This window comes from Pseudomonas sp. WAC2 (assembly GCF_030403525.1).
GTDB classification, from domain to species: Bacteria; Pseudomonadota; Gammaproteobacteria; order Pseudomonadales; family Pseudomonadaceae; genus Chryseomonas; species Chryseomonas luteola.
The window spans coordinates 20,962-37,044 of the sequence record NZ_JAUEPD010000007.1; the positions used below are offsets into that span (position 1 = coordinate 20,962).

Sequence of the window (16,083 nt, forward strand, 5' to 3'; positions counted from 1 at the left end):
GCAGTGCTCTCTTGCGCCTGGAGAAAACAACAATGATTCATATCCTGCGCCATACCGTATTCACCTTAGGCATGCTTTGCTCTCTACCGTTATGGGCTGCTGGCTTCATGGATGACAGCAAGGCCCGACTCGATATCCGTAACTTTTATTACAACGGTGACTTTCGGGAAGATGCCGGTGTTTCGAAGCGGGATGAGTGGGCTCAAGGGCTTTTGCTGCAGTACGAGTCCGGATTTACCGAGGGGACGGTAGGTCTGGGCCTTGATGCGATGGGCTTTTGGGGACTCAAGCTTGATTCCAGTCCTGATCGTACAGGGAGTGGCCTGCTGCCCAAGACCAACTCGGGAGAAGCGGCAGAAGAATATTCAAAGGGCGGTATAGCGGCCAAAATCAAGTATTCCAAGACGGTGCTGCGTCAGGGAATTGCCTTGCCAAAGGTTCCGGTCCTTCAGTTCAACGGTAGCCGGATGTTTCCTCAGTTTTACCAGGGAACGCAGATCAGCTCGAATGAAATCACTGGGCTTTCGCTCAACGTTGCTCAGTTCGACCGTACCACCACCCCTGACTCGACCGATCTGCAAAAAATCATGATAGCCACTAAAGAGGGTCGCTTCCGCGCGACAGGTGAGGGCGATCATTTCCGTTATGGGGGTGGCAGTTACACTGTCACGCCAGCACTGACGGCCAGCTATTACTACGGCGAATTACAGGATGTCTACCGGCAGCATTTTCTGGGGCTTACTCACCGCCAGAAATGGGGCGAAGGAGCGGTAGAGGCCGATCTAAGGACTTTTTTTAGCCGTGACACAGGTGCGGCGCGGGTGGGGGAAATAGAGAGCGATGTATACAGCGGATCCCTGACGTACAGTGTGAAAGGCCATAGCTTTACGGCGGTTTATCAACATCTGGAAGGCTCAAGCGGCTTTCCTTATATCAACAATCCGTACCTGCCGAATTATGTGCAATACCATGACTTTGGCACCGCAGGTGAGCGGAGCTGGCAGGTGCGCTATGGCTATGATTTTGCCCCGATGGGGCTGCCGGGACTCAGTTTCTTTACGAGTTATATCCACGGCTCGCATCTGGATAAAGTCGGAGGAGGCCATGAGTGGGAACGTGATATAGACGTGACGTATGTCGTTCAGCAAGGCCTGAAAGGGCTTTCGATACGCTGGCGAAACGCAACCTACCGGAGCCGTTATGGCAGAAATATCGATGAGAACAGGCTGATCATTAATTATCCGTTTTCGTTCCTATAAGTATTGGGTGTCTGCTGCGTGGTCGGTGAGCGCTACTGCTCATGGAGGCTTTTACAACGTTTGCAAAAGCCTCTTCTATCTTGGCAAGACGCATGCAGGCATACGCTAGGAGCCTCCGTTGCGCAGCGCTATTTAGGTGGACCAAACGTTGAACAGCTGGTGTTGTTGATGTATTTCTTTAGCGTTGCCCATTGCGGTCTCTCGCGACCGCCAACAGGCTCCACAGACATAAAGTAATTTCCCCAGCCTGGCCCTGCTGCCCAATAGGTAGCTGGAATGCAATTCTGCTTCAGATACGCCAGCATATTGTCCATCATGGTTAGCCAGCGGGGGTCATTATCTGGAACCCCGAACTCTCCGATGTAGCCTCGCTTGCCATTTTTCTTGAGCCATTCTACAAACGGTTTTACTCGCGTTACGCCATACATGGGGTCCAGTTTTCCGACATCTACCGCCTGGTAGTTCCCACCTGCATTTTCGTCGAAATAAGAGTGAGCGGAATAGACGATATTATTTGCCGGGTCCTTCAGGTTGAGCAAAGAGTCGTTCCATTCCGGCCATCGGGTTGCGCTGGCCCAGCCGTTGCCCTCGATAATAATTGGCTTTGTTTTATCAATGACACGTACGCCATCTATCCCATATTGAGCGGCGGTTGGCCAATAGGCGAGAGCTCCATTGGGCTCGTTCATGATGTCATAGGCAAACAGCGCCGGTTGGCTACTCCACTTGGTAGCGATATGGGTCATTATTTCCTTGTAACGGGAGTAGGGTACAGCGGAGGTTCCTATGATCTGTCCCTTGTATCGCGCATAATTATGAAGGTCCAGAATAAGTTTCATATTATACTTCTGTGCGTAAGCAAAGGTTCTATCCACCAAGGCGATATAGTTTTGATCAAGAGGCCCCCCGAGGTTTGATTGAAGTCTCTCCCAAATAATGGGGAAACGAATCAGTCTGATGCCCTGGCTGCTCCAATACTTAAAGTAATTTTCTGTAGGAAATACATAGTTCTTTTCATTAATGCCAGGAAGAACCTGCGGAGCAAAGCCGGCACCCGACATATTCAAGCCTAGAAGTTCAAAGCCAGCGCTCTGGGCTTTTACATTATCACTTAAAAATCCCAAGGTTCCAGCAAGTATTATTGCTAACTGAAATTTTGATATACGCTTAATAAAATAAAGTTCGCCAAGGTACTTCATATGCGTTTTCCCGCAAAAGTTTACATACATGAATAGTTTTAACAATCCAGTCTGAACGACTTGCGAGGAAAGCATGCTTCCAGGATGCTTTAGGTAATAGATATCATCAGTCCGGTATTCTCCTCTTTATGATTAACGATAGTCTTATTAAAGAGGGGATTTTTTATATTGCAAGACCGATTGTCCTTATCGGGTTAGATGTCTGTTTGATGTCGAATTGATATCTTTTTGGGTTTATTAAAGTAAGTGACATTATGTTTATTTCATAAAATGTTCTTTTGCGGCGGCTCTTTACCCGCAATAAGTGCGTATGTATGAAAGCCAGTAGTCAGGCTATTTGTCGGAAGCGCTTTAAAGCTTTTACACATGAAAGGGGGTAAGTAGAGGCCAGTGCCGACTCTGACTAGTCCAACTTGAAGCTGTAACCTACGCCATATACCGAGCGAATGAACTCTTGATTGGGCAGGTGTTGCTGTAGTTTGCGACGCAAATTGCTGACGTGGCTGTCTACCGTTCTGTCCGATACGATGCGGTGATCCTGATACAGGTTGTTCATGAGCTGATCGCGTGAGAAGACTTGCTCAGGGTGTTCGGCAAAGGTCAACAGCAGGCGAAACTCTACAGGCGTCAGATCAAGCAGGGCTCCGTTAAGAAAGGCCTGGTAGCGGGCGGTATCAATACTCAAACCGCCTGGCAGGGCTGGCGCAGGTGTTTGCGTTCGACGCAGCACGGCCTTGATCCGGGCAATGACTTCGCGGGGACTGAAAGGTTTGCAGATGTAATCATCCGCGCCAATCTCCAGGCCCAGCAAGCGATCCACTTCTTCCACCCTGGCTGTTACCATGACCACAGGCGTCTGGCTGATTGCGCGAATCTCGTGACACACCTCAATCCCGTCCTTGCCGGGTAGCATGAGGTCAAGCAGGACCAGGCTTGGGCTGTATTGTGTAAAAGCAGGCAGCACCTCAAGACCGTTCATGACCAGCTGGGCATTCCAGCCGGCCGCTCTGACGTAATCTGCCAGGAGCGCGGCCAGCTTGGGTTCGTCTTCCACAATCAGGATGGTAGGTGTTGAGAGAGAGGAGCGGTGCGGCATCTTTAGTTACTCGCCAAATCAGGCAGGGGGTCAAACTGCAATGTCACGCAGAGCCCGCCCAAGGGCGAGGATGTGGCGTCGATTCGCCCACCATGGGCTTCAACAATGCCGCGGCAAATCGCCAGCCCAAGCCCAGCGCCGCCGGTGGCCCGGTTGCGTGATTGTTCGACTCGGTAGAACCGCTCGAACAGGCGGCCCAGTTGCTCTTTGGATACGCCTGGCGCGGAGTCTTCACAGCTGATGAAGATGCCATCTCGCCCTCGTCGAGCGCGTATCAGGATATGACCGCCTGCATCGGTATAACGCAGGCTGTTTTCCAGCAAGTTAGTAAAGAGTTGTTGAAGCCGACTTTCATCACCGCTGATCCACAGCGGTTCGCCGGATATTTCTAGGGTTAACGATAGCGTGTTTACCAAGCAGCGCCTTTCAAACGTAGCGGCAATGCCATAAAGAACGGACTCCAACTGCACCGGACGCTTTTGGTAGGCCTGAGCACCCAGCTCAGAAAGGGATAGGGTAAAAATATCGTCAACCAGCTTGCTCAAGGATTCTACTTCGGCCTGAAGGGAGGCAATTGCTTCCTTGGTCAGCGGGCGAATGCCATCTTCAAGCGCCTCCATTTCCCCTTTCAGGACAGCAAGTGGCGTTCTTAGCTCATGGGAGATATCCGCCATGAAGTGGCGTCGCATGTTCTCGTTGTTTTCCAGGGCTTTGGCCATCTGATTGAAGTCCTGAGCAAGCTGGCCCACTTCATCCTGTGAGTGGACGCCAACCCGTGTGCTGTACTCTCCTCGGGCCAGCCGATGGGTAGCCAATGCCACCTGCCTGATCGGACGCGACAGCGTGCGGGCAATACGCCAGGCAATGAAGGAGGAGATGATCAAACTGGCACCCACGATCAACCAGATTGAGCGAACCTGGTCTTGTTGAAAGCGCTCATCACCAATGGCCGTAACGCTCTCGAAGGGCGTCATGCCCATCCAGCCTACAACCATACCGTTTGCCTGTACCGGTTTGAAGGTGGCGATGTCCTTGTAGTTGGGATAACCATTGATATAGCGGTGCTGGGCATCCAGAAGGGTGAAGCGCATATGCGCTCCCGTCAGATCGGCTATGGGAGGCTCGCGTCGGGTATGGGGCTCACCTTCATGCTGTCTGAGACTGGTACTCAAGAGTTCGAACCATTGAACATGCGTTCCTACCAGAAACTGCCAGCTGCCATGTTGGGTATAGGCGTCTTCCAATGTTGGAATAGCATTGGTCATACGAATAATAGCCTGCTCGTTCAGAAAGCCTACAAAGCTGCGGGTAAAGCTCCAGTAGGCGGCAAACCCCATGCTGAGCACTGCCAGGACCGACAGGGTTTGTATAGCAATAAAGGCTTTTGTGGAAATGCTGAGCTTCATAAGGAGCGGGCCTGAGGGGTACTGCTAAGTATATTTAGGCGGGTGTGTCTGTCGTTTTCAAGGACATAGTTCAATCTTCACATTGCCTGCACAGTTGTTACTCACACTTGAGGCTGAAAAAAGCATGAGCGACAGCCTGACTGATTCAGCCATGCGCCAAATACCTGATGAGATAGCCCAGGATAGCCCTGTACTACCGGCACTGGCAGTCGATTGCAGCAGCAGTAGTCACTGCACAAGCGGTATGCCTGGAGGCTAGCCTGTTTTTAAGCATTCATAGAGATCGTCCCATGTACAACGAACGTTTCAGACGCGCCTGTATGGCCGTTACGTTATGGGTGTGTTCATCAGCTGCCAGTGTGGCGGGCGCTGCTACCCAGGAAGATAATTCAGCTGCTTCGCTGGCGTTGTCTCAATCACTGCCTATCGTCCAACCTGTTCAGGCTTGTTCGTCGCTTAAAAGTCTCGACATGAGCGACATTGGCGGTAAGGGCAGTTCGATCACTTCAGCCACTGAAACCTCTGATAAAGGCGTAGCAGTGTGTGCGGTTGAGGGGACGCTGGCCCCCTCGATTGGCTTCAAGGTAGTTCTTCCCTTGCACAGCTGGACTCAGCGCTATCTGCAGGTGGGATGCGGTGGATTATGTGGCCGTATCTCGCTTGAGGTCGGTGCGGCCGAAGGGTGTACGCCGCTCGATACAGGCGGCTTTGTCACGGCAAGCACGGACATGGGACACCAGGGCGAGGAGTCGTTCGGAGAAGATCCGCAAAAGCGTCAAGACTTTGCCTTTCGCGGTGTGCATCTTACGGCCCTGGCCGCCAAAAAGCTGATCCATGCCTTTTATGGTCGTAGTGAGGCCTACTCCTACTTTAACGGTTGCTCTGATGGCGGACGCGAAGCGTTGATGGAGGCGCAGCGCTATCCAAACGATTTCAATGGCATCATTGCCGGTGCCGCGGCGATGAACTTCCAGACCCAGAATGCGATGTATCACGCCTGGCAGGCACGTACGAACACCAGCCCAGACGGTAAGGCTGTTCTGATAGCCTCTCGCCTTCCGTTGATTCACAGGGCTGTACTCAATCAGTGTGACGCGTTGGATGGGCAGGTCGATGGTCTGATTTCCGACCCGCGTGCCTGCCATTTTGATCCGGGCACGTTGCAATGCAAGAGCGAGCAGAAAGCTGATAAGCCTAACTGCTTGTCTCCTGCTGAGGTTGACGTGGTGCGTCGCTTGTACGAAGGCCCCAAAGATCCTGCGACTGGCCAGCGGCTGATTGCTGGTGGACCGCAGCCGGGATCTGAATTGGCGTGGGCGGATGTTTTTGTTCCGCAAAGCCATGACGATCCTATCTTCAGCAAAATGATTGCCATGGGCGCACTGCAATGGCTGTCATTTGAGCAGAGTCCGGGCAAGGACTTCAAACTCTCGGATATGCAATTCGACTTGAAGACCTTTGACCGCCTAAGGCCGCTGCATGCGTTTTATGATGCAACCAACCCGGACCTATCAGTCTTTGCCAAGGCTGGCGGCAAGCTCATCATCTGGCATGGCTGGGCTGATCCGCATATCTCGCCCATTAACTCCATTGCGTATCACGAGGCTGTTCAGCGCGTCATGGGCAAGGAGCAGGCTTCAACCTTCGAACGGCTTTACCTGTTGCCAGGCGTCTACCATTGTGGCCAAGGTGAAGGCCCGGCGAAGCTTGACCTGTTGACACCCATGCTCTCCTGGGTTGAGGGCGGACAAGCACCTGAAGCCATCCTTACAAACCAGACCGATGGGCAAAACGTCATGGGCCACTTTGGCGCACCGACAGATAGACCCATAAAGGGCGCTCCTGACTTCAAGAAGATGAAGGATGCTCCAAACCTCATGAAAAAGCCGGTAGCAAAAGATGAAAAGGTGATCCGTTCGCGACCGGTCTATCCCTATCCGTATGTGGCAGCTTACGACGGCAAGGGCGACCCAGCCAACGCTGAAAGCTATAAGCAGGGTAAGCCTCTTTTCAACGAGGAGACTCGTCCGTGGGCCGGCTCGGATTTCTATAGCCCCTACACGTTCCGCATGCAATAACCATTAAGGTGGCGCGAGAAGGCGGCACCTGTGTGGCTATCGAACGAACAGGCAAGGAAAGGATATGGACGAGAAAATCAATACGGTGCTTGAGACTTATCACGCGCGGATACACAAAGAGCAAAGCGCGCCCCGGGAGCTTCCTCCTGGCGGACGTGACGGCGGGCAGGATCAACGCATGCGCGCTGTCGGACCGCAAACCGGACAGCTGATCAATATCTTGGCGAAAAGCCTGGAAACCCCTACGATTCTGGAAATTGGTACCTCCTTTGGCTATTCCGGCATCTGGCTTGGCGAGGCTGCACGCGCAACGGGTGGACGGCTGATCACTCTGGAGCTGCATGAGTACAAGTCACTCTATGCACGGGAGATGGCCGAAAAAGCAGGGCTTGCAGACTACATCGACTTTCAGGTCGGTGATGCCGTACAGCTGATCGAGGCGCTACCCGGTAGAGTGGACTTTGTCCTGCTTGATCTGTGGAAAGACCTCTATGTACCGTGTCTTGAGGCGTTTTATCCCAAGCTCAACCCGGGTGCGATCATTGTTGCGGATAATATGATCCGGCCCGGCAATGACGATGTGAAGCGCTATGGGCGCGCTATTCGAGCCAAGGCGGGCATTACCAGTGTATTGCTGCCGGTAGGAACAGGACTTGAGGTAAGCCGGTTCGAGGCGTGATATTCAGGCACAATCTGTTAGACAGCACTGTGCCTTCGAACGTTGACGGTCAAGAGCGGGGCAATCGTCATGTGCAGTTGCCCCTATTTACCTTTATTGATTGCGCGAGTATGCCGCGGCGGCTTCAACCTGCTCAGGACTTGGGCGGATGCCGGTGTACAGGACAAACTGCTCCAGTGCCTGGAGGGCAACAACCTCTGCGCCGGTAATGACAGGCTTGCCCAGTTCGCGGGCGCGCTTGATGAGTGGGGTTTCGGATGGCATTGCCACGACATCAAATACTACTTTAGCCTCTTGAATCACTTCGTCATCAAAAGACAGATCGTCCGCTTCCGGTCCGCCGGTCATGCCTACGGGTGTCACATTGATGATGAGCTCAGGGCGCAGGTCGCCCAGGGATTCGGTCCACTCATACCCGCAGGATTCAGCCAGGGCTCGGCCGGTAGTGGGATTGCGAGCCACGATGTGTCCCTTTTTGAGGCCGGCCTCCCGCAAGGCAAACGCCACGGCTTTGGCCATACCGCCGCTACCCCGCAGCGCAAGCGTCAGATCACGAGATACCTGATGGCTATCAAGCAGTGAGGCGACAGCCAGAAAGTCCGTGTTATAGCCTGTCAGTTTACCGTCATCGTTCACAATCGTATTGACCGAATCGATCACGGCGGCAGAAGGGTCGAGGCCATCCAGAAGAGGAATGCAGGCTTCCTTGAACGGCATGGAAATAGCGCATCCGCGTATGCCAAGCGCTCGAATGCCGCCAATGGCAGCAGGCAGGTCGGTGGTTGTGAACGCCTTGTAGAGATAATTCAGGTTCAGGGCTTCGTACAGATGATTGTGAAACCGTGTACCGGTGTTGCCAGGGCGTCCCGCCAGGGACATGCAAACCTGGGTGTCTTTATTGATGGCGTGAGGCATTTTGATTCCTTCAAAAAAGCGGCCCCTGTTTGTCAGCCAAGCGGGCCGGTGGTTCCCAGGAACCGCTTGGCATGTGAACCCGATCAGCTCTCCAGTACCGCCCGCAGGTAAGGCGCGGTCTTGCTGCTGGTCTCTTTTGCAACGCTCTCGGGTGTACCGCTCGCGACAATGTGTCCGCCTCTATCACCAGCCCCTGGGCCGATATCGATGACCCAATCGCTTTGCGCCACGACGCGCATGTCATGTTCAACCACAACGACTGTATTGCCAGCCTCTACCAGACCGTTGAGCTGGCGCACCAGGCGGTCTGTATCAGTAGGGTGTAGACCCGTTGTAGGCTCATCAAGTACATAGAGCGTAGCGCCGCGCTGGGTACGTTGCAGCTCGGTTGCCAGCTTGATGCGCTGTGCTTCACCGCCGGAAAGCTCCGTGGCTGGTTGCCCCAGGCGCAGATAGCCCAGACCAATATCACGCAGGACGTGCAAGGGACGGAGTACTCCAGCTTCCTCCGCGAAAAAGGTACAGGCATCCTCTACCGTCAGGTTCAGGACTTCCGCAATGGTTTTTCCTTGCCAGGTGACTTCCAGCGTTTCGGTGTTGTAACGGGCGCCATGGCAGGTCGGGCAGGGCGCGTATACGCTGGGCATGAACAGCAGTTCGACACTGACGAAGCCTTCGCCCTCACAGGTCGGGCAACGCCCCTTGGCTACGTTGAATGAAAAGCGACCGGCATCATATCGCCGTTTCCGGGCTTCCGGGGTCGCAGCAAACAGTTTGCGGATGCCGTCAAAAAGGCCTGTATAAGTGGCAAGGTTGGAGCGCGGTGTGCGACCGATCGGCTTCTGATCCACCTGGACCAGGCGACGAATATGCTCCATGCCTTCAATGATTTGTCCTGAGAGCGGCTGAGGAGCCTCCTCGTCCAGAGGTGATTCGTCTTCATCGCGCTCGGCCAGTGGCCGGCCTAGGTGTTCACCGACCAACTCCAACAGGGCCTGGCTGACAAGAGTCGATTTGCCGGAGCCAGAGATACCGGTAACGGAGGTAAAGCAGCCAAGTGGAAACGCAACATCAAGGGCCTTGAGGTTGTTGCGCGTTACGCCGGTTAGTCTTAGCCAATGAAGCGGCTTGCGGTACGGGCGTCTCAAGGGGGCTGCTGTGCGCCGAGACGCAAACAGGTAATCCCGCGTTTGGGACGCTTCGACATGGGCCAATCCGGCGGGCGGTCCGCTGTAGAGAACCGTACCACCGTGTTCGCCTGCTGCAGGGCCCACATCTACCAGCCAGTCCGCACGACGCATCGTCTCTAGATCGTGTTCCACTACGAACAAGGAATTGCCGGCCGCCTTGAGTTGATCCAGAGCCGTGAACAACGCTTCGCCGTCAGCAGGATGCAGACCGGCGGACGGTTCATCGAGCACATAGATCACTCCGAAAAGCTGCGAATTCAACTGAGTGGCAAGGCGTAAACGTTGCAGCTCTCCTGAAGATAATGTTGGGGTACTGCGTTCCAGGGAGAGGTACCCCAGACCTAGCTCGGTCAGGGTGGTCAGGCGCTCCAGCAGATCCTGGGCGATACGTTGGGCCGCCAGGCGCTTTTCGTCTGACAGGGTCGGCGTACGGCGCACGTCCGGGGCGGCCTCATGGGAAGCGCTATCTTCCCGGGTACGTGCTTCACGTGCGCGGCGTGATTCTTCCCTTGTGAAGGTTTTCTCCACGGGGGATGACCCTGAAGCCAGCGCACCGGCTGCAACAGGTGTGAGGACATCAATTAGGGTCAGCAAAGGCATGCGGGCCAGCTCGCCAATGTCATACCCTGCAAAGGTGACGGACAGCGCCTCACGCTTCAGGCGCTTACCTTCACACAGCGGACACAGGCTACCCACCATGAATTGGGATACGCGTTTTTTCATTAGCGCGCTCTGCGAATGGGCAAAGGTATGCAGCACATAGCGGCGCGCACCGGTGAAGGTGCCCATGTAACTGGGCTCGCGCTTGTGCTTGAGGGCTTCGCGGGTCTGCTCTGGTGTCAGACCGGCATAGACCGGAACGGTCGGCTGTTCTTCAGTAAAGAGAATCCAGTCGCGATCCTTTTGGGGGATATCGCGCCAAGGTATGTCTACGTCGTAGCCCAGGGTTACCAGAATGTCCCGCAGATTCTGTCCCTGCCAGGCAGTAGGCCAGGCGGCAATAGCCCGCTCGCGAATAGTCAGCGAGTCGTCCGGTACCATAGACTGCTCGGTTACTTCATAGACTCGTCCGAGCCCATGACATTGAGGACAGGCGCCTTGGGGTGTGTTGGGCGAAAAGTCCTCTGCGTAGAGCATAGGCTGATCAGGCGGATAGGTGCCGACGCGTGAGTACAGCATGCGGATCAGGCTGGACAGGGTAGTGACGCTACCCACCGAAGAGCGAGCGCTGGGCGTGCCGCGTTGCTGCTGGAGAGCGACAGCCGGAGGCAATCCTTCTATGGTGTCCACATCCGGTACGCCCACCTGATCGATCAGGCGACGGGCATAGGGCGCCACCGATTCAAAGTAACGACGCTGAGCCTCGGCGTACAGGGTTCCAAAGGCAAGGGAGGACTTGCCAGAGCCCGAAACGCCGGTAAAAACAACCAGGCTGTCGCGGGGGATGTCGACATCTACATTCTTGAGATTGTGCTCACGCGCGCCCCGGACGCGGACAAAGCCGGAGGCTGTAGAGGGAGAGGCGTGGGTGGGATCAGGCGTGCTTCGTTTGTTGGGCATGCGTCAGGTCTTGGCGTAGGAACGTATTCATAGGACCTTTTACCTGCCGGGACGACTGCACAACAGCCAGGAAAACCGCTACGTTGCGATCCAGGCCTCATGCACGTTGCAAGATATCCCCACGTAAATACCCACCGGCGTATCCACGAATCGGGTTACCGTACACGTCTTCAAGGCCCAATACCTCCCGGGCGCAGTTCATCCAGGCCTGAAGCATGTCTGGAGAGCCATTCAGGGCACCGACCTTGATACGTCCGCTCCGTGGCTCCGGCATGCTATACATGACGGGGCGCCCCAAGATGGCGGACGCCTCGGAGAGTTCGGGGATGTCGTGATCCATGGCATCGAAGAATTCATGGCCGGCGATGGAGATTGGTTTGAGCGCCTTGACCTGTTCGATTGCCGCCTCGATCGTGGCTCGTAATTGATCAGGATTGATCTTTTGCCAGTTCGACCGGGAGGCAATACGCCACGCGCGTAGATCAGCCGGATCGACCCCAGGGCAGAGACCCTTGTAGGCTGCGCTCAGGCAATGGTCGGCGGCGGCAGCCAATTGCAGCTCCGGCGTCGGCTCGATCTCCAGCAGCTGGCAGACCTGCCCCAGCGAGGAGCCTTCCCAGTAGCGCGCCGGAGGCATGTCATACCCCGGATCGCCTTCATGATGATGGTCTACCACGATATCACGAGGTTGGGAGGTATCGGCGAGGCCGCATTCTACCCAGACGATAGGGCCATGGGGCTCGCCTTGGCGGGCAGATGTGCGATCGGCTTTATAGGCATTGCCCGCGTATACCCGACGCTCATCCGCCAGTGCATAGGCCAGTCGATGCCGTGCCCTAAGAACCAGGGTCTCGATGAGCATCATTTCAGGATCTCGCGCACCAAGGATGAACAGGTATTTCATAAACATGACTGACGCTTCAGGGAGTTGAGTTATATCAGGGATAGGCGTATCGGATTAGACCCGCTGCCGTGCCATGGGTTGAGGCGAACACTTGACGATTGACATGAGGGACTTCGAGATACGTTTACACTGTAACAAGACAGCGACTTCCCTGTATGCTGCGCCGCCTCATGTTTAGGCAAGAAGAGAGCGGGCACGTTTACATGCATAGCGACATTCATACGCCTGCCCGGCGATTATCCTGGCAGGACCATAAGACCCTGGGTCTGGCGGCGCTGGGCGGTGCCCTGGAAATCTACGATTTCATTATTTTCGTCTTTTTCGCGCTGGTGCTCAGCCAGTTATTTTTCCCGCCGGAAATGCCTGAATGGCTGCGGCTGCTGCAAAGCTTCGGCATTTTTGCCACCGGGTACCTGGCGCGCCCCCTGGGTGGGATTCTCATGGCGCATTATGCTGACCGCCTGGGGCGCAAGCGCATGTTCAACCTGAGTATCCTGCTTATGGCATTGCCAAGCCTGCTCATTGGCGTGATGCCTACTTATGCGCAGATCGGCTACTTTGCACCGCTGATCCTGCTGGCGCTACGGGTATTGCAGGGGGCTGCCGTCGGCGGCGAGGTGCCCAGTGCCTGGGTGTTTGTAGCAGAGCATGCCCCGGCCAATCATCGAGGCTATGCGCTGGGTATTCTTCAGGCAGGCCTGACATTTGGCTACCTGTTGGGTGCACTGACGGCCACGGTGCTCTCATCAATCTATGCTGAGAAAGAACTCCACGCCTATGCCTGGCGTATCCCCTTTATCCTGGGCGGCTTTTTTGGCGTCCTGGCGGTATGGCTACGGCGGTGGCTGAACGAGACGCCTGTCTTCATGGAGATGCAGGCTCGCAAGGTATTATCGGCGCGCCTGCCGTTATCGACGGTCCTGCGAGAACACCGCACCGCCTTGCTGCCGGCGGCACTGCTGACGTGCGTTCTGACTTCGGCAGTGGTCGTCCTGGTGGTTGTGACGCCTACCGTGATGCAGAAGTACTTTCATATTCCGACCAGTACCGCGTTCCGCATGAGCTGCATCGGTATCGTGTTTCTGAATATTGGCTGCGTCATCGCCGGGCGCATCGCTGATCGGATAGGCCCCTGGCAAGCGATGGGATTGTACAGCGCCGTTCTCGCCCCCGGTATTGCCGTCCTGTATACGAGTCTGGTCAGCGAGGCGATAGCGCTCTGGCTGGGCTACGCGATCGCAGGTCTTGCCTGCGGCATTGTGGGCGTCGTGCCATCGGTGATGATCGGGCTGTTTCCCTCCAATATTCGAGTCACGGGTATTTCCTTTACCTACAATATTGCGTACTCGATCTGGGGCAGCATCACGCCGTTGATTCTGATTGCCCTAATGCCGGTCAGTCCCTGGTTGTGCGTGGGCTACTGCGCGGTCATGGGCCTGGTCGGACTTGCCCTTATGCTGGCTTACCGGCATGACCCTCGACTGTCGCGTCCCCTGACCGATTTCTCCTCCTCGTCAGACTGATTTTGCTTCTGCACCTGTCCTGTCGGTTGAGCACCCGGCGGGCAGGCGTGACGAGATGTTGTCTTAGCCGACAGGCTGCAATTCAGCTTTTCCAACCTGCGCCGATAGAGCCTTTTAGATAAGCAGACATGGAAAAGGCACCATGAAATTCAAGTCTATTCAGTACACCATCATGGCGTATGCTGGTGCCTGTATCCTGGCGATCGTCATCGCTCTGGTGGGGTATGCGTTGGTCACCGGCGCGCGTACACAGGATCAGGCGGCCAAGGGTACAGAGGCGTTGTTTGAAAAGGTTATCCGTGAGCGGCTGATTTCATTGGCCGATGCCAACGTCATACATATCCAGCATGACCTTGAAAAGCCATTGAACATTGCAGCATCACTGGCGCACCTGAGTGCCTTGTCTGCCAGCGATCCGAGCACTAGCGTCCATCTGTCGCGAGATGAGCAGGACCGAATCATTCGAAATGCGATGGAAAAGCACCCTGAACTTCTAGGTGCTTATCTGGGCTGGGAGCCCAATGCCTTTGCAGGTGACGACTATCAGTTCATGGGGCAGCCCGGTCATGACAGTACTGGCCGCTTTCTGCCGTACTGGTTCCGCAATGCCGATGGTACGCTCGGCCATGACATCATTCAGTTCATGGAAAGCCAGAAACGCTCCGACCTGGGCGTGCGCGAGGGCGAGTACTATTTGTGCGCCAAGGAAACGCAACAGCTTTGCGCCGTTGACCCCTATACCTATGACGTCGCTGGCAAGCCTGTCCTGATGGCATCGTTTACTGCGCCTATCATGGTCAAAGGCAAGTTCCAGGGTATTGCCGGTGCGGACCTGTCCGTCGGCTTTATCCAAGATGCTCTGGTCAAGGCCAACCAGTCGCTCTACCAGGGCGCAGGTCAAATGGCACTGATTGCCAGTAACGGTGCATTGGTTGCCTATACCAAGGACGCCGGCCAGCTGGGCAAGTCTGTCAGCACTCTGCTGGATGAAAACGAGCTGAATAATCTGAAGCAGCTGAAGTCGACCGAGCCGCTATACGACTATGACGAAGCGCATGGGCATATCGAGCTGTTTCTACCGTTCAAGGTTGGTAACACGTCCGCTCAATGGACACTGATGATCCAGCTGCCCATCCAGGCCGCACTGGGTGAGTCTCTGAAGCTTCACGACGATATCAAGGCGCAGAGCGATCGAAATACCTTCGGGATGGGCTTGGTCGGCCTGGCCATTGCCATTATCGGGCTTGGCGCGTTGTGGCTGGTAAGCCGCAGTATCACGCGACCACTGAAGCAAATGGTGCTGATGCTGGACGACATCGCTCAAGGCGAGGGCGATTTGACCCGTCGGCTGGATGAAAACCGGCCCGATGAGCTGGGTGCCATGGCAAAGGGTTTCAACCGCTTCCTGGCCAAGCTGCAAGCCATGATTACCCAGGTAGTATCCTCGGTACAAAAAGTGAGCGATGCATCCGAGCATACGGCAGAGATCGCCATTCACACCCAGCAAGGGGTACAGAAGCAACAATCTGAAATCGATCAAGTGGCGACGGCCATTCAGGAAATGTCCGCTACAGCCCAGGAGGTTGCCCGCAGTGCCAACCAGGCGGCCGAGGCGGCAGGTAATGCAGATCAGTCAGCCAATCACGGGCGGACCATTGTGCAGAACTCCAGCGATGCGATTTCCGCACTGGCTGCCGAGATCGACCGTGCGGTTGTCAGCGTGGAAGGGCTGGCCAAGGACAGCGAAAACATTACCACGATCCTGGTCAGCATTCGCGGCATTGCCGAACAGACCAATCTACTGGCCCTCAACGCAGCCATTGAGGCGGCACGGGCTGGTGAGCAGGGCCGCGGCTTTGCCGTAGTGGCGGATGAGGTTCGTAATCTGGCGGGCAAGACTCAGCAGGCGACTCAGGAAATCCAGATCATGATCCAGCAGTTGCAAAGCGGTACGCAGGACGTGGTGCAGATCATGCAGGCCAGCCAGGCGAAGACCGAGACCAGCGTGCAGCAGTCCTCCGAGGCCGCAGCTGCGCTGGCGGCGATCACCGAGGCGGTTTCCGTCATCACGGAAATGAACATCCAGATCGCTGGAGCGGCCGAAGAGCAAAGTGCCGTGGCGGAGGACATCAACCGTAATGTTACCGTGATCGGAACGGTTGCGTCTGAAGTGGCCCAGGGTGCAGAGCAGTCGTCGCACGCCAGTGCCGAGCTGACACAGCTGGCCGAGCAGCAGCGTCGCCTGGTCAATCAGTTCAAGGTCTGACGGCAGAA

General features: G+C 55.5%; 11 protein-coding genes. 5 read left to right on the forward strand and 6 right to left on the reverse strand.

Going from position 1 to position 16,083, the window contains the following annotated elements; translation table 11 throughout:
- Positions 1 to 32 precede the first annotated feature (32 nt).
- Complete coding sequence (locus QWJ10_RS15610; protein ID WP_289927839.1) at positions 33 to 1,259, forward strand: OprD family porin; 1,227 nt, start codon at positions 33 to 35, stop codon at positions 1,257 to 1,259.
- A 128-nt stretch (positions 1,260 to 1,387) separates the two neighbouring features.
- On the opposite strand, the gene QWJ10_RS15615 is transcribed toward QWJ10_RS15610, so the two are convergent.
- From QWJ10_RS15615 to baeS, 3 genes are all read right to left on the reverse strand, one after another.
- Positions 1,388 to 2,458, reverse strand: a complete 1,071-nt coding sequence (locus tag QWJ10_RS15615) for a glycoside hydrolase family 5 protein (RefSeq protein ID WP_354669631.1) — start codon at positions 2,456 to 2,458, stop codon at positions 1,388 to 1,390.
- Positions 2,459 to 2,861: 403 nt separating this feature from the next.
- Complete coding sequence (locus QWJ10_RS15620; protein WP_289927840.1) at positions 2,862 to 3,554, reverse strand: response regulator; 693 nt, start codon at positions 3,552 to 3,554, stop codon at positions 2,862 to 2,864.
- Positions 3,555 to 3,556: 2 nt separating this feature from the next.
- Complete coding sequence (baeS, locus tag QWJ10_RS15625; protein ID WP_289927842.1) at positions 3,557 to 4,960, reverse strand: sensor histidine kinase efflux regulator BaeS; 1,404 nt, start codon at positions 4,958 to 4,960, stop codon at positions 3,557 to 3,559.
- A gap of 290 nt (positions 4,961 to 5,250) precedes the next feature.
- Here baeS and QWJ10_RS15630 point away from each other — a divergent pair, with 290 nt between their 5' ends.
- A complete protein-coding gene (locus QWJ10_RS15630; protein WP_289927844.1) occupies positions 5,251 to 7,038 on the forward strand; it encodes a tannase/feruloyl esterase family alpha/beta hydrolase in 1,788 nt (595 codons plus the stop codon).
- 64 nt (positions 7,039 to 7,102) lie between these two features.
- Positions 7,103 to 7,717: a class I SAM-dependent methyltransferase gene (locus tag QWJ10_RS15635; RefSeq protein WP_197870481.1), complete on the forward strand. Its 615-nt coding sequence runs from the start codon at positions 7,103 to 7,105 to the stop codon at positions 7,715 to 7,717.
- Positions 7,718 to 7,810: 93 nt separating this feature from the next.
- Here the strand turns inward: QWJ10_RS15635 and QWJ10_RS15640 are convergent, their stop codons facing one another.
- The 3 genes from QWJ10_RS15640 to QWJ10_RS15650 form a co-directional block, all read right to left on the reverse strand.
- Positions 7,811 to 8,632: a shikimate 5-dehydrogenase gene (locus QWJ10_RS15640; RefSeq protein ID WP_289927847.1), complete on the reverse strand. Its 822-nt coding sequence runs from the start codon at positions 8,630 to 8,632 to the stop codon at positions 7,811 to 7,813.
- An 83-nt stretch (positions 8,633 to 8,715) separates the two neighbouring features.
- Positions 8,716 to 11,382 (reverse strand): excinuclease ABC subunit UvrA, encoded by a 2,667-nt coding sequence (uvrA, locus tag QWJ10_RS15645; RefSeq protein WP_289927849.1) that lies wholly within the window; start codon positions 11,380 to 11,382, stop codon positions 8,716 to 8,718.
- Between the two features lie 97 nt (positions 11,383 to 11,479).
- Entirely contained in the window at positions 11,480 to 12,292 is an 813-nt protein-coding gene (locus QWJ10_RS15650) for a hypothetical protein (RefSeq protein ID WP_289927853.1), read from the reverse strand.
- 197 nt (positions 12,293 to 12,489) lie between these two features.
- Here QWJ10_RS15650 and QWJ10_RS15655 point away from each other — a divergent pair, with 197 nt between their 5' ends.
- A complete protein-coding gene (locus tag QWJ10_RS15655; protein ID WP_289927854.1) occupies positions 12,490 to 13,809 on the forward strand; it encodes an MFS transporter in 1,320 nt (439 codons plus the stop codon).
- A 142-nt stretch (positions 13,810 to 13,951) separates the two neighbouring features.
- Positions 13,952 to 16,075: a methyl-accepting chemotaxis protein gene (locus tag QWJ10_RS15660; protein WP_289927856.1), complete on the forward strand. Its 2,124-nt coding sequence runs from the start codon at positions 13,952 to 13,954 to the stop codon at positions 16,073 to 16,075.
- The last annotated feature ends 8 nt before the right edge of the window (positions 16,076 to 16,083 follow it).